The sequence below is a fragment of the Nonomuraea sp. NPDC049486 genome (assembly GCF_040676925.1).
GTDB lineage: Bacteria > Actinomycetota > Actinomycetes > Streptosporangiales > Streptosporangiaceae > Nonomuraea > Nonomuraea ferruginea.
In genome coordinates this window covers 580,820-598,907 of record NZ_JBFAPV010000003.1, presented here as the reverse complement: position 1 = coordinate 598,907, position 18,088 = coordinate 580,820, and the positions used below count along the sequence as shown (strand labels likewise).

General features: G+C 74.1%; 13 protein-coding genes. 9 read left to right on the top strand and 4 right to left on the bottom strand.

The genetic code is table 11. The features are described 5' to 3' along the window. Positions 1 to 47: 47 nt before the first annotated feature. Positions 48 to 2,501: an NPCBM/NEW2 domain-containing protein gene (locus tag AB0K05_RS11600; RefSeq protein ID WP_364228618.1), complete on the bottom strand. Its 2,454-nt coding sequence runs from the start codon at positions 2,499 to 2,501 to the stop codon at positions 48 to 50. Positions 2,502 to 2,703: 202 nt separating this feature from the next. Here AB0K05_RS11600 and AB0K05_RS11595 point away from each other — a divergent pair, with 202 nt between their 5' ends. The 5 genes from AB0K05_RS11595 to AB0K05_RS11575 all read left to right on the top strand — a co-directional run bounded on the left by AB0K05_RS11595 (position 2,704) and on the right by AB0K05_RS11575 (position 9,527). Further along, positions 2,704 to 4,017: an amidase gene (locus tag AB0K05_RS11595; protein ID WP_364228616.1), complete on the top strand. Its 1,314-nt coding sequence runs from the start codon at positions 2,704 to 2,706 to the stop codon at positions 4,015 to 4,017. A 107-nt stretch (positions 4,018 to 4,124) separates the two neighbouring features. Further along, a complete protein-coding gene (locus AB0K05_RS11590; protein ID WP_364228614.1) occupies positions 4,125 to 5,252 on the top strand; it encodes a serine hydrolase domain-containing protein in 1,128 nt (375 codons plus the stop codon). Between the two features lie 26 nt (positions 5,253 to 5,278). Then, positions 5,279 to 5,611, top strand: a complete 333-nt coding sequence (locus AB0K05_RS11585) for an SdpI family protein (RefSeq protein WP_219551170.1) — start codon at positions 5,279 to 5,281, stop codon at positions 5,609 to 5,611. 116 nt (positions 5,612 to 5,727) lie between these two features. Continuing rightward, positions 5,728 to 7,641: a protein kinase gene (locus AB0K05_RS11580; RefSeq protein ID WP_364228612.1), complete on the top strand. Its 1,914-nt coding sequence runs from the start codon at positions 5,728 to 5,730 to the stop codon at positions 7,639 to 7,641. Further along, positions 7,638 to 9,527 (top strand): serine/threonine-protein kinase, encoded by a 1,890-nt coding sequence (locus AB0K05_RS11575; protein WP_364228610.1) that lies wholly within the window; start codon positions 7,638 to 7,640, stop codon positions 9,525 to 9,527. The genes AB0K05_RS11580 and AB0K05_RS11575 overlap by 4 nt, the downstream gene beginning before the upstream one ends. Here AB0K05_RS11575 and AB0K05_RS11570 read toward each other — a convergent pair. The 3 genes from AB0K05_RS11570 to AB0K05_RS11560 are packed head-to-tail and all read right to left on the bottom strand — an operon-like array spanning position 9,514 to position 12,805. Further along, positions 9,514 to 11,088, bottom strand: coding sequence for an FAD-dependent monooxygenase (locus AB0K05_RS11570; RefSeq protein WP_364228608.1), 1,575 nt, complete (start codon positions 11,086 to 11,088; stop codon positions 9,514 to 9,516). The two genes, AB0K05_RS11575 and AB0K05_RS11570, sit on opposite strands and share 14 nt — an antisense overlap. Next, on the bottom strand, positions 11,085 to 11,933 hold the full coding sequence (locus AB0K05_RS11565) for a fumarylacetoacetate hydrolase family protein (RefSeq protein ID WP_364228606.1): 849 nt from the start codon (positions 11,931 to 11,933) through the stop codon (positions 11,085 to 11,087). Before AB0K05_RS11565 ends, AB0K05_RS11570 begins: the two co-directional genes overlap by 4 nt. Further along, positions 11,930 to 12,805, bottom strand: a complete 876-nt coding sequence (locus tag AB0K05_RS11560; RefSeq protein WP_148033254.1) for a dioxygenase — start codon at positions 12,803 to 12,805, stop codon at positions 11,930 to 11,932. Before AB0K05_RS11560 ends, AB0K05_RS11565 begins: the two co-directional genes overlap by 4 nt. A gap of 104 nt (positions 12,806 to 12,909) precedes the next feature. Here AB0K05_RS11560 and AB0K05_RS11555 point away from each other — a divergent pair, with 104 nt between their 5' ends. The 4 genes from AB0K05_RS11555 (at position 12,910) to fusA (ending at position 17,989) form a co-directional block, all read left to right on the top strand. Next, entirely contained in the window at positions 12,910 to 13,689 is a 780-nt protein-coding gene (locus tag AB0K05_RS11555; protein WP_261808735.1) for an IclR family transcriptional regulator, read from the top strand. 78 nt (positions 13,690 to 13,767) lie between these two features. Further along, positions 13,768 to 14,316, top strand: a complete 549-nt coding sequence (locus tag AB0K05_RS11550) for a helix-turn-helix domain-containing protein (RefSeq protein ID WP_364228603.1) — start codon at positions 13,768 to 13,770, stop codon at positions 14,314 to 14,316. Between the two features lie 165 nt (positions 14,317 to 14,481). Then, positions 14,482 to 15,660 (top strand): glycosyltransferase family 4 protein, encoded by a 1,179-nt coding sequence (locus tag AB0K05_RS11545; RefSeq protein ID WP_271278687.1) that lies wholly within the window; start codon positions 14,482 to 14,484, stop codon positions 15,658 to 15,660. Between the two features lie 310 nt (positions 15,661 to 15,970). After that, the gene (fusA, locus tag AB0K05_RS11540) at positions 15,971 to 17,989 is read left to right on the top strand and encodes an elongation factor G (RefSeq protein WP_271278688.1); all 2,019 of its coding nucleotides are present in this window, start codon (positions 15,971 to 15,973) and stop codon (positions 17,987 to 17,989) included. Positions 17,990 to 18,088: the final 99 nt, after the last annotated feature.

The window sequence follows — 18,088 nt, the reverse complement described above, 5'->3', positions numbered from 1 at the left end:
TGCTTCCGATCGGCGCGGGACGACACCGCATCGTCGCACAGCGCGCCCTACTCGGCGCGGACGTCGTCGATGTGCACGTCGCCGCCGGTGTTGAGGAACACCCAGACGGCGCGGACGTCGGCCGGGTCGAGGGTGACGCCGAGCGGGCACGCGATCTGGTCGAACCGCTCGGTGACGGTCCTGCTGGAGTGCGGGCCGATCCAGCCCCACCGGCCGCCCTGGCACCACGACATGTCCTCGCCGACCTGGATGGCGATCTCGCCGACGGTGCCGACCTCGCCGGCCCGCACGTCGAACCTGAGCATGCTCGTGCCGGTGAGGTCGAGCGGCTCGTCCAGCGGCCTGCCGAACCAGTTGCCGGCGACCGGGGTGGACACCTTGAGCCCGCTGGTCCCGTGGGTGTGGAAGAGGGGTGACAAGGCGACGGTGCCGCCGTCGCCGGGGTTGGCGATGGTGAAGCCGTCGGTGCCGGTCTCGAAGGAGAACAGGGTGCGCGAGACCGGCAGCACCGGGCTGTCGTCGGGGACGTCGCCGCAGGTGAGCACCGGTGACGCCCAGTCGGCGTGGACCGCCGCCGCGCCGGACTCGGCGGTCAGGCGTAGCCAGTCGGCGCCGGCGAGGTCCGCGGTGAGCGTGGCGGGCGCCTGGCCCGAGGTCATGGGGCCGCTGGCCGCGGCGGTGCGCGCGTCGGCGTGGACGGTGAACGTGGCGGGGGCGCCGGCCGCCGCCTCGTCGTCGACGCCCACGTCGGTGACCAGGCGGGAGCAGCGGCCGCCCAGGTAGTAGCTGATCTCGCTGCCGGTGGTGGTGCCGAGCCCGCGCTGGTACACGCGGCCGCCGATGGTGATGAGGTTGCCGTCGTCCTCCAGCGGCCCGCCGTTGCTCTGGTCGGCCTCGACGGGTCCGGTGGCGTTGACGGTGCTGACCGGGGCGACGGTGCTGAGGTGGCGGCGGCCGTCGCCGGGGGCGGTCACGACCACGGCGACGATCTCGCTGGACGTGCTGGCGGAGCGGCGGCCCCACCGGTAGGCGGCGGTGATCTCGATCGGGTGGCGGCCGGCCGCCGCGGTCGCGGGGACGCCGATCCGCCAGGTGGTCTCCAGGGCGGCGTCCGTCCGGAGCCGGGCGCTGCCGGACGGGCCGGTCGCGGTGGCGGTCCAGCCCTCGGGCGTCCGCACGGTGACCTTGACGTCGCGTACGTCTCCGGCGCCGCGGTTGGTGACCGCCGTGGTCAGCGTGCCGCCGTCGGCGGGGACGACGGTGCCGAGGGCGGCGCCGGCGACGACGGACGGCGGCACGTCGCCGGGGCCGCGCAGCGGGCTCACCCGGTAGACGACGGTGCCGTGCGCGGGGACGGCGGCGGAGATGGTGGACCGGGCCTGGAGGGTCCGGCCGGTCCACAGGTCGCGCAGGCGGTACGCGCCGGCCCGGCGCAGCCCGGTGTCGGCGGCGGCGACGCTGACCGTGGCGAGCGTGTCGGTGGAGTTGTAGAGGGCGATCGCCCGGTCGCCGCCGGCCAGCGGCTTGTCGAGCACCATGAGGCCGTTCTCGTCGGAGACGACCGCGCCCTGGACGCCCAGCCGGTCCTGGTCGACGGCGATGATCTCGCGGTTGGCGAGGATCTCCAGGGTCTCGGCGGAGGCGGCCCGCAGGTCGGTGCCGATGATCAGCGGGGCGGCCATCATCGCCCACATGCTCATGTGGGTGCGGTACTCGGTGGCCGTCATGCCGCCGTTGCCGATCTCCAGCATGTCGGGGTCGTTCCAGTGTCCCGGTCCCGCGTACGGGGCGAGGGGGGCGTTCTGGCGGATGATGGAGCGGACGCTGGACCAGTCGTCGCTGATGTCGCCGGTGGTGCGCCACAGCTCCCCGACGCCCTCGGCCCAGGTCCACGGCTGGGAGGTGCCCCACTCGCAGATGGAGTAGACGATCGGCCGCCCGGTTCGGGCGAGCGCGTCGCGCATCGCCGTGTAGCGGCGGATGTAGTCCTCCTGCGAGCCGTCGGACTGGTTGTTGCAGTTGTCGTACTTGAGGTAGTCGACACCCCAGCCGGCCCAGGTGCGGGCGTCGATCTCCTCGTGGCCGAGGCTGCCCGGATAACCGGCGCACGTCCTGGTGCCGGCGTCGCCGTAGATGCCCAGTTTGAGGCCCTTGGCGTGGACGTAGTCCGCGACGCCGTCGATCCCGCCGGGGAACTTGTCAGGGTCGGGGACGAGCCTGCCGTCGGGTCCGCGCTCGCGCAGGGACCAGCAGTCGTCGATGTTGACGTACTCGTACCCCAGGTCTCTGAGCCCGCTGGAGACCAGGACGTCGGCCGTCTCCTTGATCAGGGTCTCGCTGACCTCGCAGCCGAACGCGTTCCAGTTGTTGAACCCCATCGGCGGGGTGGCGGCGAGGGCGGGCCCCGCGGTCGGCGGCGCGGGGGCCGCGGCCTGGACCGGCGCCGCGACGAGCGTCGCTCCGGCGACGAGCAGGGCGGTGACGAGGGCGGTGAGCCGCATGGACGCCTCCGGCTGATGGCGGGGTACGCGATCGGGGACGCTACCTACGCTGATCCACACCGTCAACGCTTTTCTTAACTGGTTCACCGAACCGACTGAAAGTTTCAGCAGGCCGACCCAACAAAGGTCATGTCGTGAACCCTGAATCGGTTAATCACCCGCACATGTGGGGCGCGTGGCGTGAGCATGTAGAAGTGACTGCATGACGACGTCTTCCGGGCCTTTCGCCGGCCGCACCATCGACGACCTCGGCCGCGACCTGCGGGCGGGCCGCACGACGGCCGAGGAGCTGACGCGGGAGGCGCTCGACGCCATCACCAGGCTCGATCCCGTACTGAACGCCTTCGTGAGCGTCGACCAGGACGGCGCGCTGGCGGCGGCCAGGGAGGCCGACGCCGAGCTGGCCGGCGGGGCCGACCGGGGCCCGCTGCACGGGCTGCCGGTGGGGGTCAAGGACCTGCTGCTGGTGGCGGGCATGCCCGCCACCATGGGCTCGCGGCACTTCGAGGGGTACGTCCCCGACACCGACGCGGCGTGCGTGACCCGGCTGCGCGAGGCCGGGGCGGTCATCGTGGGCAAGACCACGACCCAGGAGTTCGCGTACGGGCCGACCGGCGACTGCTCGGCCAACGGCGCGTCCCGCAACCCGTGGGACCCCGCGCGCATGTCGGGCGGCTCCAGCGGCGGCAGCGGCGCCGCCGTGGCCGCGGGGCTGGTGCCGCTGGCGATCGGCACCGACACCGGCGGCTCGGTGCGCATCCCCGCGGCGCTGTGCGGGGTGGCCGGTCTCAAGCCCGCGTACGGCGCGATCCCGGCCGACGGCGCCTTCCCGCTGTCGCCCAGCCTGGACCACGTGGGCGTGCTCGCCCGTACCGCCGGCGAGTGCTTCCTCGCCTACCGCCTCCTCAGCGGCAGGGACGCCGTCGAGAGCGGCTCCGTCACGCCCCGCGTCGCCTGGCTCGACCCCTCCGACCTGCACCCCTGCGACCCCGAGGTGGTGCGGGTCGCCGCCGGGGCTGCGGGCGCGAAGGAGCGGGTCGCGCTCCCGCCGGGAGCCGCCGAGGCGTTCATGGACGTGTACGTCACGATCGGCGGCGCAGAGGCGGCCGAGGTGCACGCCGAGCGGGTGGCGGAGGCGCCTGAGCTGTTCCAGCCCGAGGTGCTCGACCGGCTCAGGGGCGCGATGCGGGTGCCGGGCTGGAAGTACGTCCGCGCGACGGCGGAGCGGCGGCGGCTCGCCGGGGTGGCCGAGAAGCTGTTCGAGGACCATGACGTGCTCGCGCTGCCGACCGTGCCGCTCACCGCCCCGCCGCTGGGCCTGCGGGAGACGGTGCTCGACGGCCGGCCGGTCGGCGTCCGCGCCGCGCTGCTGGCCCTGACCTCTCCGTGGAACGTGCTCGGTTTCCCGGCGCTGTCCGTGCCGGCGGGCCTGGCCGGCGGGCTGCCTGTCGGGTTGCAGCTCGTCTGCCGGCCGGGCGACGAGCACCTGCTCGCCGCTGCCGTTCCCACGACGTAGTGCAGGCTGTACCAGCGGTCTCCAGCGGACTGGATCGATCTTGAGGGGGCGCGCCGACAGGCTGGGTGGTGTTCGAGAACGAGCCATCCGAGCAGAGGGAGCCACCCATGTCGCAGCACCCCGCACGCATCCTGGCGGCGTCGGCACTCGCCACGCTGGCCGGGCTGGGCCTGACCGCCCCGGTCGCGCACGCCGCCCCCGCCGACCCCGTGCAGAAGCGCCTGGACACGCTCGTCCAGGAGTCCTCGTTCCCCGGCGCGATCGCGGCCGTGCGCGGGCGCGACGGGCGGACCCGCACCTACACGGCGGGCGTGGCCGACCTGAAGACCGAGGCGAAGATGCCTGCGGACGGGCGGGTGCGGATCGCCAGCAACACCAAGATGTTCACCGCCGTGGTCGCGCTCCAGCTGGCCGGTGAGGGCAAGCTGGACCTGGACGCGCCCATCGAGAAGTATCTGCCCGGGGTGGTCCGGGGCAAGGGCGTCGACGGGCGGAAGATCACCACCCGCCGGCTGCTCCAGCACACGAGCGGCCTGCGCGACTACGACGACGTCCTCATCGGCGACTTCTTCTCCGTGCTGGAGCGCCACTTCGAGCCGCGCGAGCTGGTGGACACGGCGCTGGCGCGCCGGGACTCCCCCGCCAAGGGCTGGGACTACAGCAACACCAACTACGTCCTGGCCGGGCTCGTCGTGCAGAAGGTCACCGGCCGGCCGATCGGCGAGGAGATCACCAGGCGCGTCATCAAGCCGCTGGGCCTGCGCGACACGTACTGGCCAGGCGTCGGCGAGCGGGACATCCGCGGCCCGCACCCCAAGGGCTACCTCGCGCTGAAGGCCGACGACCCGTACCGGGACGTCACCCGGCTGGACCCGTCGATGGCGTGGGCGGCGGGCGCGCTCGTGGCCACCCCGAAGGATCTCAACACGTTCATGACCGCGCTCATGAACGGCGAGCTGCTCAGGCCCGCGCAGCTCAAGCAGATGAAGAAGACCGTCGCCGCGCCCGAGTTCGACACCGTGGGCGGCGCCCGGTACGGGCTGGGCATCGCCACCTTCAAGCTGAGCTGCGGCGGTTTCGCCTGGTCCCACGGCGGTTCCGCCCCCGGCTACGCCACGGGCAACGGCGTCACCGAGGACGGCCGCGCCGCCACCGTCGCGGTAACCTCCCTGCCGTCGGACCTGCCCGCCGTCAAGAACCTGGAAGCCGCCCTGGACACCGCCCTCTGCGCGTGACAGCCTCGATCCGAGGAGGGGCGATCATGACGGCGGGCGAGCAGATCATCGTCGCGGTCCTCTTCGGCGGGGCGGCGTTCCTCGCGCTCGCCCTGGGCCTGCTGGGCGCGTCCCGGCGGCTGCCGCGCAACCCTCTCTTCGGGGTCCGTACGAGGACGTCCATGGCGAGCGACGAGGCCTGGCGGCGGATACACGTCAGATTCGCCCCTTTCTCGTACGCGGTCGCCGTCCTCTGGGCGGTCACCGCGGCCACCCCCTTCGTCACCGGCTGGAACGAGCCGCTGGTGCTCGCCGGGATCGTGCTCGGGCTGGTCGTTCTGCTGGTGGGGGCGGTGCGGGCGCACCGGGATCCGGGGTAGCGCTCCCGCGCGGATCCGGGCGCACAATGGGTGTCAAGGGCATGTCAATCCGCCCGGTGAACACTCATAATCGGTGATCTACGCGGCAGCCTCACCTGCCGGGAGGAGAAACCGGGATGCCCGAGTTCTTACCGCTGCGCGAGGAAGACCCGACCCACGTGGGCCCGTACCGGCTGATCGGCCGGCTCGGCAGGGGCGTGTACGCGGCCGAGGGCGCGGAGGCCGGCCGGCCCGTGGTGGTGAAGCTGCTGGGCCCGCAGGTCGACCAGGAGCGGTTCCTGCGGCTGGTCGAGTCGATCCGCGAGGTGTCCGCCTTCTGCTCGGCCCAGGTGCTCGATTCGGGCACGGCGGGCGGCCGCCCTTACGTGGTGAGCGAGTACATCGACGGGCCCACGCTGGCGGCGGTGACGGCGGGCGGGACGCGGCTGCGGGAGGCGGCGCTGCACCGGCTCGCGGTCGGCACGGTGACCGCGCTGGTGGCGATCCACCAGGCGGGGGCGGTCCACGGCGACGTGCGGCCGGAGAACGTGGTGCTCGGTCCCGACGGCCCCCGGCTGATCAACGTGGGCGTGGCGGGGGCGATGGCGGCCTCCGCCGAGACGACGACCCGGCAGGTGGAGACGCCCGCGTTCGCGGCGCCCGAGCGGCTCGACGGGGCGGAGCCGGGGCCGGCGGCGGACATGTTCTCGTGGGCCGCGACCTTGGTGTCGGCGGCCACGGGGCGCTCCCCGTTCGACGGCGGGTCGATGGCGGGCACGGTCAACCGGATCGTCGGCGAGCCGCCCGACCTGCCCGATCTCGGGGACCTGCGGGGCGTCGTCGAGGGGTGCCTGGACAAGGACCCGGCACGCCGCCCCTCCTCCAGCGACGTGCTGCTGCGACTGGTCGGCGAGACGCGGTTCCTGACCGGCAAGCTGCTCCCGCAGGCCGGCGGGAGGAACGAGCCGCCCGCGCGGCGCGGGCGGGGGCCGCTGGTCGCGGTGGCGGCGTTCGCCGCCGGGGCGCTGCTGTCGGGCGCCGCCGTGTACACGCTGGCGCCCCCGTGGGTGACCACCTCGGCGGCTTCGTCCCCCTCGCCCGGCGCGGTCATCACCTCCGGCGCGCCGATCACCCCCAGCGTGACCACGGCGCCGGTCGCCAGCGTCCCCCCGAAGGCGGACAAGGACGTCGAGCTGCCCGACATCGGCGCCACGCTGCACGAGCACCCGGACGACGTCGCGCGCCTGACGGCCTACCTCCAGGTGAGCCGGCCCTTCAAGACGTTCGTCAGGGACGCGTCCGGCCGGTTCGAGGAGGTCGGCCTGGCCGAGGAGCCCCGGGTGTCGCCGGACGGCCGGTGGGTGGCGCTCAACCCGTGGCTCAAGTACCAGAACTCCGACATGGACCACGTCCGGTTCCGCGACCTGTCGACCGGCGAGACCTTCACCGTCCAGACCGTGAAGAAGCCCGAGTCGACGCAGGTGCCCGCATGGTCGCGCGACGGCCGCCGGCTGCTCCTGTCGATCAGGACGGAGGACGCGAAGCTGTTCTCGGGCTTCGTCGTCGTCGACGTGGCCGCGCGCACCTCCACGGTGGTCAACACCCAGTACAAGGACGCGATCTCGCTGCCGTTCACGTTCCTCCCGGACGGGACGATCGCCCGCGGCTACTCGGGTGAGAAGTCGCAGGGCATCGAGACGTACGACATGTCGGGCAAGGTGACGACCACCAAGCACTGGGTGGGCATGCCGCGCGACCGCGACTGGTACTCGCCCGACGGCAGGCAGTTCTTCACCGTCTGTCCGAAGAGCGGGGACGTGTGCGTCTGGGACGCGGTGACCGGCGCCCGCAAGGCCACGGTGGAGGGCCTCGACGACGACGTCCGGCTGATCGGCTGGTTCGACGACGACCACCTGCTGATCGAGGATCCCGGCAAGAAGAAGGGCCGCCTCCAGGTGAAGGTCGTGGACTTCCTCGGGAGGACGAAGCGCGTGCTCGCGGACGTGGACGAGCGCGGCAGCAACCGCCAGTGGGCGGCGATCCGGCGGTGACCGTGGAGCCGAGGCCGCTGCTGACGGAGGACCCCGCGCGGGTGGGGTCGTACCGCGTCGCGGGGCGGCTGGGCGAGGGCGGGCAGGGCGTCGTCTACCTGGGCGAGTCGGCCACCGGCGAGCGGGTGGCGATCAAGCTGCTGGCGCACGCGCTGGACGAGGAGGCCAGGGCCGACTTCGCCAAGGAGGTGGAGCTGGCGCGGCGGGTCAAGGCGTTCTGCACGGCGAGCGTGCTGGCCAGCGGCGAGCTCGACGGCGTCCCGTACGTGATCAGCGAGTTCGTCGACGGGCCGTCGCTCGCCCGGGTGCTCGCCGAGCGGGGGCCGCTGGGCGGGGCCGAGCTGCGCCGGCTGGCGATCGGCAGCGTGACCGCGCTGGCGGCCATCCACCAGGCGGGGGTGGTGCACCGCGACTTCAAGCCGGGCAACGTGCTGCTCGGCAGGGACGGGCCGCGGGTGATCGACTTCGGCATCTCCAGGACGCTCGACGCCGCGGAACCGGACGGCGACCACCTGACGGGGACGCCGCCGTTCATGGCCCCCGAACAGTTCGGGCGCGGCGCGGGCGCGCCCGCGGACCTGTTCGCGTGGGCGGCCACGGTGGTGTGCGCGGCGACCGGCTCGCCGCCGTTCGGCTCCGGCGACGTGCCCGCGCTGGTGAACCGGATCCTGCGCGCCGAGCCGGACCTGGGCGATCTCTCCGGCGACCTGCGCGAGGTGGTGAGCAGTTGCCTGGCCAAGGACCCGGCGGCCCGGCCGACCGCGCGCACCGCGCTGCTGCGGCTGCTCGGTCACCGGGTGGAGCCGCGGCGCCTGCTCGCCGAGGGCACCAGGAGCGCGGCCCCCGAGCCCGCCCCGCGCGGGCCGCGGCGGCGGGTGCTCGTCGCGGGCGCCGCCGCCGTGATTCTGGCGGGCGCGGCGACGGCCGTCGTGCTCGGTCTCGGGAGCACGCCGGACGACCCGGTCCCGCCGGCGCCGCAGCGCGTCTCCTCCGGTCCGATGAGCACCGGCTCCACCACCACCTCGCCCCTCCCCGGCACCGGGGTCGAGCTGCACGAGAACCCCGCCGACCCGATCTGGGCCAGTTCCTACTACGGCGGCTTCGCGGAGGCGGACTTCCCCGCCTACGTCCGCGATCCCCGGACCGGGCAGTTCCGGCGGTTCGGCAGCTTCCAGATCCCGGTCGTCTCCCCCGGCGGCCGGTACGTGGCCGCGCTCCCGGTCTCCAACCTCGACGTGACCGACCACAACACGCTGCGGCTGGTGGACCGCGGCACCGGCGAGGACGTCACGCTGCGGACCGCCGGCAAGCCAGGACTCACGCTGGACCCGGCCTGGACCGCCGACGGCGGCCGCCTGCTCCTGACGCTCAGGGCGGGCCCGGACGAGCAGCGCACCGTCGGCTTCGTCGTCGTCGACCCGGCCGCCAAGAGCGTCCAGACCCGCCGCACGGACTTCGGCGGCGAGGCCGGCTACGGGTGGGGGCCGGACGGCTCGACGCTCGTCACCCAGGGCGGCGACGGCGCCATCCGGTATGTCGGGCTCGACGGCCGGGTGCTGCGCACGTTCACCGGCAAGGGCGCGCTGATCCGGGGCGGCGTCGCGGACACCACGGCCGGCCGGGTTTTCACCACCACCTGCCGGGAGGGGTCGCGCGACGTCTGCCTGTGGGACGCGGCCACCGGCGAGCGGAAGGCGGTGATCCCGCCGGCGAAGGGCATGGTGTTCAACGGCTGGCTGGACAGGAGCCACTTCCTGGCGACCGTCATCGGCCCCGAGAAGGGCCGGCTGGTGCTCGGCGGGATGGACGGCGAGACCGTGCGGGTCCTCGCCGAGGGCCCGGCCGACCAGCTGAACCAGATCAGCGTCTGGTTCACGCCCCGCTGAACCCGAGCACCGTGCGCAGGATCGCCGCCGGGTCGCCGCCGCCGCCCCGCCAGGCCACGTGCTGGTCGGGCCGGACCAGGACGAGCGGCGCGCCGTACCTGTCGAGCAGCCCTTCGCCCGCCAGGTCCACCACCGTGAACGGCACCCCGAGGGCCCGCGCCGCCTCCTCGAAGGCGGGGCCGGGCTCCGGTGTCAGGCGCAGCAGCGTGAGCCCTTCGCCCAGCGTGTCGTACAGGGAACGGCCGCCGGGCAGCCAGGCGTGCGGCAGCCGCGCGCCCGGCCGGCCCGAGCCGTGGTAGTCCTGCGGGGTGTGCGGCGGGACGGGCGAGCCGTCGTCGGCCACGATCGGCGAGCCCGCGTAGTGGTAGCCGAGCACGAGCCCCTCGCTGTAGAACTCGCCGGCCTTGACCCGCAGCGCGGCGGCCGTCTCGGCGCGGGCGCGGGCGGCCTCCGGGCCCGCGCCGGTGAGCGGCCGGTCGGCGAAGGTAGGTGCGAGCAGCTTCTCCTGGGCGGAGCTGTCGGCGACGGTCTGGACGGCCACCGGGCGGCGCTCGGCCTCGTAGCTGTCGAGCAGGCCGGGGCCGCCCCAGCCCTGGAACACGGCGGCGAGCTTCCAGGCGACGTTGACCGCGTCACCGACGCAGGTGTTGAACCCGTGGCCGCCCCACGGCGGGTTGAGGTGGGCGGCGTCGCCGACCAGGAAGACCCGGCCGGCGCGGTAGCGGTCGGCGAGCAGCATCCGGGCCACCCACGGGTCGGTGCTGACGACGCTGATCGGCAGGTCGGCGCCGATGAGCACGCGCACCAGCCGCTCCGGGTCCGGGGCGGAGGTGCGCACGTCGACGCCCACCATGATCGCCCACCACTTGTCGTCCAGGTCCATCCGGCCCATCAGGCCGGACACCTCCGGATGGATCACCCAGTACTGCACGGCCGGGTCGAGCGGGATCTTCTGCGCCAGGCCGGGCGCCCGGAACACCACGCTCAGGTTGGGCCGCTCGCCCGACGAGCCCTCGTACGACGCGCCGATCGCCTCGCGGCTGACCCCGGCGGCGCCGTCGCAGCCCAGTAAGTAGTCGGCTTCGAGCGCAGAGCCGTCGGAGAGCCGGGCGCGGACCCGGTCGCCGTCCTGGTCGATCGCGGTGACGGCGACCCCGGTCAGCAGCGTGACGGCGGGCAGCTCGGCCACCGCCTCGCGCAGCAGCCGTTCGACGATCGGCTGCGGCACCTGCTGGCCGGGCTCCGCCCACCGCTCGTCGCGCTCGGGGTGGAGGCCGAAGGCGTGGGGGAAGCGGGTGAGCTCGACGCCGAGCAGGTTCGTACAGAACAGGACGTCCTGCGACCAGGAGACGGGCAGCGGCGCGGCGGCGCGCAGCCGGTCGGCGAGCCCCCACCGGCGCAGGTGCTCCATGGTGCGCATGCTGGTGGTCTTGGCGCGCGGCCGGTCCTGGTCGATCGTGGTGCGCGGCTCGACCACGGTGACGGTGACGCCGCGCCGGCCGAGCTCGACGGCCGCGGCCAGCCCGGCGGGGCCGCCTCCCGCGACGAGGACCCGGCTCACGCGCCCCTCCTGCCGGCCGGGCCGGTGACCGGCGTCCGGATCACGCCCAGCCGGTCGACCTCCACCTCGACCACGTCGCCGGGCGTCAGCAGCCGGGGCGGCGTGCGGACGTAGCCGACGCCTTCCGGGGTGCCGGTGGCGATGACGTCGCCGGGGTGGAGTGTCAGCGTGGCGCTGATGCGGGACAGGAGTGCGGGCACGGTGAAGATCATGTCACTGGTGTCGCCGTCCTGCATCACCTCGCCGTTGACCCGGGTGACCACGCGCCATCCGTCCGCGGGGCTCCCCGTCTCGTCGGCGGTGACGATCGGGCCGATCGGGCCGCTGCGGTCGGCGTTCTTGCCGAGAGTCCACTGGCTGGTGAGCTTCTGGGCGGTGCGGGCGGTGATGTCGTTGAAGGCTGCGTACCCGAGGACGCCCGCCCCCGCCTCGGTCTCGCCGGCGTCGGCCAGCCGCGCGCCGACGACGGCGGCGACCTCGCCCTCCCAGTCCAGCCCCGGCTCTCCGGCGGGCACCGGCACGGCCGTGCCGGTCACCGAGAGCGAGGCCGTCCACCGGCCGAACACGGTCGGGTGCGCGGGCGGCTCGAAGCCGCCCTCCGCCGCGTGCGCGCGGTAGTTGAGCCCGACGCACAGCACCCGCGCCGACGGCGGCACGGGCGGCGCGAGCTCCACCTCCGCCAGCGGCACCCCGCCGGGCCCCGCCTGGCGGGCCCGGTCCAGCCAGTACGGGACGTCGCTGTAGAAGTCGGTCACCTCGGCGAGGGGCGTGACGGTGCTGTCCGCCAGGACGCCGACCGTGACGTGCCGTCCGTTGTCGCGCGCGGCCATGCCGACGAGCTTCACCGCGGGTCTCCTTCCTCGACCAGCCTGATGTCGAACTCCGCCGCCAGGAACGGGCCGTCCATGCCGAAACGCGCGTCGGCGGACGGCAGGAAGTCCGTGACGAGCGCGTCCTTGACCGCGAACGCGGCGTCGGAGCCGAGGTAGGGGTCGCCGGCGACGAAGATGTGGGTGGTGAGCGGCCGGTGCCCGGCCGCCTGGACCTTGATGTGCACGTGCGCGGGCCGCATGGGGTGGCGGCCGATCGCCCGCAGCAGCTCGCCGACGGGGCCGTCGGTCGGCACCGGGTAGCTGCTCGGCTTCACCGTGCGGAACCAGTACGCGCCGTCGTCGCCGGTGGTGAGCAGGGCGCGCAGGTTCCCGTCGGGCTGCTCGGCGTCCTGGCTGTCGTACAGGCCGGTGTCGTTCGACTGCCAGACGTCGAGCACCGCGCCGGCGAGGGGGTTGCCGTCGCAGTCGGTGACGCGGCCGTGCACGACGGCGGGCTCGCCGCGGTGCCGCTCGGGCCCCTCGGCGATCCAGGCCCCCATGGGGCGGGGCGGCGCGGGCGAGTGGAAGGGGCCCTCGACCGAGCTGGGGGTCATGGTGGGCGGGCCGGTGTGGTTCACCTCGTCGACGGCCGAGGTGACGCCCAGCATGTCGGACAGCAGGATGAACTCGTTGCGGGTCTCGGTGCAGGTCTGCCCGACGCGGACCAGGAAGTCGACGGCACGCAGCCATTCGGCCTCGGTGGGCCTGGTCTCGCGCACGAACGCGTGCAGGTGGGCGACCAGGCCGCCGACCAGCTCGCGCACCCGCGGGTCCGCGCCGCCGACGGAGCCGAGCACCTGTGCGAGCAGGGCGTCGAGCCGGTCGGATCCGGGGTTCGCGGTCATCGTCGCCTCCACATCTGTCTTGATCGGCAAACCCTAGGGCGTGGCCCCGGCGCGCACCAGGGAGGATTTCACTCAATGGCATGCGTCACTGGCACACTGCACGGGTGACGAACGCTCCACGCGGACACCGGCCGCCGCACGGCGCCCCCGTGATCGACCGGGCCTTCGCGCTGCTCGGCGCCTTCTCCGCGACCCGCCGGGCGATGACGCTGGCCGAGCTGAGCCGCGCCACCGGCACGCCGCCGAGCACGGCGCTGCGGCTGGCCCGCCGCCTGCTCCACTGGGGCGCGCTGGAACGCGACGGCGGCGGCCGGTACGTGATCGGGCTGCGGCTGTGGGAGCTCGCCTCGCTCGCGCCGCGCGGGCACGGGCTGCGCGAGGCCGCGCTGCCGTACATGGAGGATCTGTACGAGGCCACGCACCAGCACGTGCTGCTGGCGGTGCGCGACGGGCACGAGGCCCTGCTCGTGGAGCGGCTGTCGGCCAGGGACGCCGTCGACGTGCTCTACCGGGTCGGCGGGCGGCTGCCGCTCCACTCGACCGGCGTCGGCCTGGTGCTGCTGGCGCACGCCGAGCCCGAGCTCCAGGACCGGGTGCTGGCGGAGCCGCTGGTGCACGAGCCCGAGGGGCTGCCCGTCTCACCGGCCGCGCTGCGGCGGACGCTGGCGCGGGTGCGCCAGACGGGGCTGGCGGTGGCCGAGCGGTCGGAGCCGGGGCCGCTCCTCACCGTCGCCGCGCCCGTCCGCGGCGCCGACGACGGGGTGGTGGCGGCGCTGTCGGTGGTGGTCCCCGCCTCCGGCGCCGAGCCACGCGCCCTCGCCCCCGCCCTGCGCGCCACCGCCCGCGCCCTCTCCCGCAGCCTCGGCTCCCCTCGCGCCTCCTGACCGGAATGGCCATGGCACGTACTGGACATTTCGCCGCAAGCCCCAGGACATTACTGTCCGGTGGCTACCGTTGCTGCCGTGGCGCACGTACGGAAAGCCAACAGAGGGCCCAGCGCGGCGGCGGAGAACCGCGCGGCGCTCGTCACAGCGGCCCGGGAGCTGTTCGCGACCGCCGGGTTCGGCGCTCCGCTGAGCGCGGTCGCGCGGCGGGCCGGTGTGGGGCAGGGCAGCCTCTACCGCCACTTCCCCGACCGGGCGAGCCTGGCGCTGGCGGTGTTCGACGGAAACGTGTCCGAACTGGAATCGCTCGCCGCCGAGCGGGCGACCACGCTCGACGACCTGTTCGCGCGGATCATCGAGCAGACCGTCGCCTCGGTGGCGTTCCTGGACCTGGTCACCTCGGCCGACGAGCGCATGGCCGCGGTGCGCACCCGGGTGGCCCGGCTGCTGGCGGGCAAGCTCGACCAGGCGCGGCGCGACGGGACCGTGCGCCCCGACGTCACGGCTGACGACCTGCTGCTGGTCATCGCCATGCTGGCCGGGGTGCTGTCCAGCGCTTCGGCGGAGGCCCGGCCGGCCGCGGCCGAGCGGTCCTGGGCCCTGCTGCGCCGCTCGATCCGCCCCTGACGCCCGTTCCGTTGATCATTGTCCTCCGGATCGCCAGTACCCTGGCTGAGCGGGTCCATGGGCCGTTGCCAGTGAACTCCCAGCTAGAGGCATTAGCCTCGATCCGCATGAAACGGGTGGCCCCGGGACGCCATCCGGCTGAGACATGCCTCGGAGACGCAAGAGATGAAGATCCGGTACATGCTGTTGCACGCCTACGGCATGGGCGGGACCATCCGCACCGTGGTCAACCAGGCGAACGCCATGGCGGCCGCGGGTCACGACGTGGAGATCGTCAGCGCGGTCCGCCGACGGACCAAGCCGCAGTTCGCCATCGATCCGCGGGTGAAGGTGTGGGCCCTGGTCGACCAGCGGACGGCGGTCGAGACCGACTCCCTGGCCCGCAAGGTGTGGCGCCGGGCGCGGGGCAAGATCGTGCCCGCGGGCGAGTTCGCCGCCGGCTACTTCACCGAGCGCGTGGAGCGCGCGGTCATCGACTACGTCAGCCCGCTGAGCGACGGCATCCTGGTGACCACCCGCCCGGCGCTGAACCTCATCGCCGCCCGCCGCGCCACGTCCGGCGTGATCCGGGTGGCCCAGGACCACATGAACCTGGGCTCGTACCGGAAGCCCGTGCGGGAGCAGATCAGCCGCCACTACAGCCGCTTCGACGCGGTCGTGGTGCTGACCGAGACCAGCCGCGCCGAATACCGAGAGGCGCTCCCCGGCTGCCCGGTCATCCGCATCCCCAACGGGATCCCGATGGCGGGGCGCGTGCACTCCGACCACACGGCACCGGTGGTGATCGCGGTGGGCCGCCTGGTCAAGCAGAAGGGCTTCGACTACCTCATCAAGGCGTTCGCGTCGATCGCGGACGAGCGCCCCGAGTGGGAGCTGAAGGTCTTCGGCACCGGCCCGTCCGAGGAGAAGCTGCGCGAGCGCATCGAGGAGGCGGGCCTGACCGGCCGGTTCAAGCTGATGGGCCGCACCGAGACGATCCACGACGAGATGGCCGCGGCGTCGATCTACGCGCTCAGCTCCCGCATCGAGGGCCTGCCGATGGCGATGATCGAGGCGATGGGCCACGCGCTGCCTGTGGTGGCCTTCGACTGCCCGACCGGCCCGGCGGACGTGCTGACGCACGACGTGGACGGGGTGCTGGTGCCGCCGCGCGACCCGGAGGCGCTGGGCGCCGCGCTGTCGCGCCTGATGGGCGACATCGACACCCGCCGGCGGCTGGGCGCCGCCGCGGCGAGGACCGCCCAGAGCTACTCGCCCGAGGTCGTCATGCCGCTGTGGGAGGACCTGTTCACCGCGCTGCACAACGGCGAGCGCCTCGACGGCCCCCGCTGGACGTCACGCTGACCAGAAAAACCGGTTCCGCGTCACCCTCGCGATCATTAGACTCGCCGCCGTACCGCGCGCCGCAGTGGCGCGCTCCGACGTGTGAGGGGAGCCCGCCGTGCGCCACCACAGCACCGCGGCCGCCGTCCCCCCGTCGCGGTACGAGGTGATCCTGGTGTCTCCGGCGGCCCGGTGCCGGCTGCGCGCCCGCCACCGGACGCCGTGACGAACCCCTGATCCTCCCGGGCGGGGCCCTGCTCTGCCCTGCCCCTCTTCTCGTCCGGCACATCGCGCCGTCCTGTTCTCCATCCCGCAAGAAGGGTCATGGACCGTGCGCCGTCACACCACTCGATCGCCTGCCGTCGTCCGCAACCTGGGCATCCTCGCCCACGTCGACGCCGGCAAGACCACCCTGACCGAACGCGTCCTGTACGCCACCGGCGCCACCTACAAGCGCGGCGAGGTGCACGACGGGACGACTGTCACCGACTTCGACGCCCAGGAGCGCGACCGCGGCATCACGATCTTCGCCGCGGCCGTGAGCTGCGAGTGGGCCGGACACCGGATCAACCTCATCGACACTCCCGGCCACGTCGACTTCTCCGACGAGGTGGAGCGCTCGCTGCGGGTGCTCGACGGCGCCGTCGCCGTGTTCGACGGGGTCGCGGGCGTCGAGCCGCAGAGCGAGTCGGTGTGGCGGCGGGCCGACCGCCACGGCGTGCCGCGCGTCGCCTTCGTCAACAAGCTGGACCGGGCGGGCGCTGACCTGGACACGGCCGTCGCCTCGATCCGCGACCGGCTGCGGGTGACGCCGCTGGTCGCGCAGCTGCCGATCGGCCGCGAGCACGCCTTCACCGGCGTCGTCGACCTGCCGCGCATGCGGGCCCTGACCTGGGACCGGGACGTGCTCAGGGAAGGCCCGGTGCCGGACGACCTGCTGGACGAGGCGCGGCGGCGCCGCAGACTGCTGGAGGAGGCCGTGGCCGAGCTGCACCCGGGCGCGCTGGAGGAGTTCTGCGCAAGACCGGAGATCTCCGCCGGCACGCTCCAGACGGCGCTGCGCGACCTCACCCGCTCCGGTGACGGCGTCGTGGTGCTGTGCGGGTCCGCGTACCGGAACAGGGGCGTCGAGCCGCTGCTGGACGCCGTCGTCGCGTACCTGCCCTCGCCGCTGGACGTGCCGCCGGTGCGCGGCACGCACGCCGGCGCGGAGCAGGAGCGCGCCGCCGACCCCGAGGCGCCGCTCGCGGCGCTGGCCTTCAAGGTCAGCTCCACCGCGACGGGCCGGCTGACGTTCCTGCGGCTGTACGCGGGGACGCTGCGCAAGGGTGACACGGTGCTGGACGCGGGCGCGGAACGCACCGAACGGGTCGCCCGCATCCTGCGGGTGCAGGCCGACCGGCACACCGAGGTGGACCGGGCGGTCGCCGGGGACATCGTCGCGGTGGCCGGGCCGAAGGCGGCGCGTCCCGGCGCGACGCTGTGCGCACGGGAGGCGCCGCTGCTGCTCGAACCGCCGTCGGCGACCGAGCCCGTGGTGTCCGTGGCCGTCGAACCGCGCCGGAGCACCGACGCCGGGCGGCTGTCGTCGGCGCTGGCGCGGCTGACGGACGAGGACCCGTCCCTGTCCGTACGGACCGATCCCGAGACCGGGCAGACGCTGCTGTCCGGCCTGGGCGAGCTGCACCTGGAGGTGGCGGTGGAGAAGGTGCGCCGCGAGCACGGGATGGCGGTCGCCGTGGGCCGGCCCCGGGTGGCGCTGCGCGAGACGGTCGTGCGCGGCGTGTCCGGGCTCCTCTACCGGCATGTCAAGCAGGACGGCGGGGCCGGGCAGTTCGCGCACGTGGTGCTCGACGTGGAGCCGGGCACCGGGTTCGCGTTCGAGTCGGCGGTGACCGGCGGCCGGGTGCCGCGCGAGTACGTGCGCGCGGTGGCGGCGGGCTGCCGCGACGCGCTGGCCGAGGGCCCGCTCGGCGGCCACCCGGTGACCGGTCTGCGCGTCACGCTGACCGACGGCGCCACGCACGTGAAGGACTCCTCCGAGACGGCCTTCCGCGCGGCGGGCCGGCTGGGCCTGCGCGAGGCGCTGCGGTCCTGCGTGATGGCGCTGCTGGAGCCGGTGGTCGAGGTCACGGTGACGGTGCCGGAGGAGGCCGCGGGCGGCGTGCTGGGCGACCTGGCCGCCCGGCGCGGCCGGATCAGCGGCACGGCGGCGAAGGCCGGCACGGTGGTGGCCACCGCCACGGTGCCGCTGGCCGAGGTGTTCGGCTACGCCACCCATCTGCGCAGCCGTACGCAGGGCCGGGGCACGTTCACCACCCGTGCCGCGGGCTACGCCCGGATACCGTGACGGCCGGGGCCGGTCCCTCCTTTCGGGGGGACCGGCCCTTCGCTGAAGGAAACCTGAAGCATCTCTTAAGAGGGCATCGGCAGCCTTGGGGACATGAAC

Coding starts and splice junctions, on each gene's coding strand:
- AB0K05_RS11600 (WP_364228618.1), bottom strand. CDS start 2,501: ATGCGGCTCACCGCCCTCGTCACCGCCCTGCTCGTCGCCGGAGCGACG.
- AB0K05_RS11595 (WP_364228616.1), top strand. CDS start 2,704: ATGACGACGTCTTCCGGGCCTTTCGCCGGCCGCACCATCGACGACCTC.
- AB0K05_RS11590 (WP_364228614.1), top strand. CDS start 4,125: ATGTCGCAGCACCCCGCACGCATCCTGGCGGCGTCGGCACTCGCCACG.
- AB0K05_RS11585 (WP_219551170.1), top strand. CDS start 5,279: ATGACGGCGGGCGAGCAGATCATCGTCGCGGTCCTCTTCGGCGGGGCG.
- AB0K05_RS11580 (WP_364228612.1), top strand. CDS start 5,728: ATGCCCGAGTTCTTACCGCTGCGCGAGGAAGACCCGACCCACGTGGGC.
- AB0K05_RS11560 (WP_148033254.1), bottom strand. CDS start 12,805: ATGACCGCGAACCCCGGATCCGACCGGCTCGACGCCCTGCTCGCACAG.
- AB0K05_RS11545 (WP_271278687.1), top strand. CDS start 14,482: ATGAAGATCCGGTACATGCTGTTGCACGCCTACGGCATGGGCGGGACC.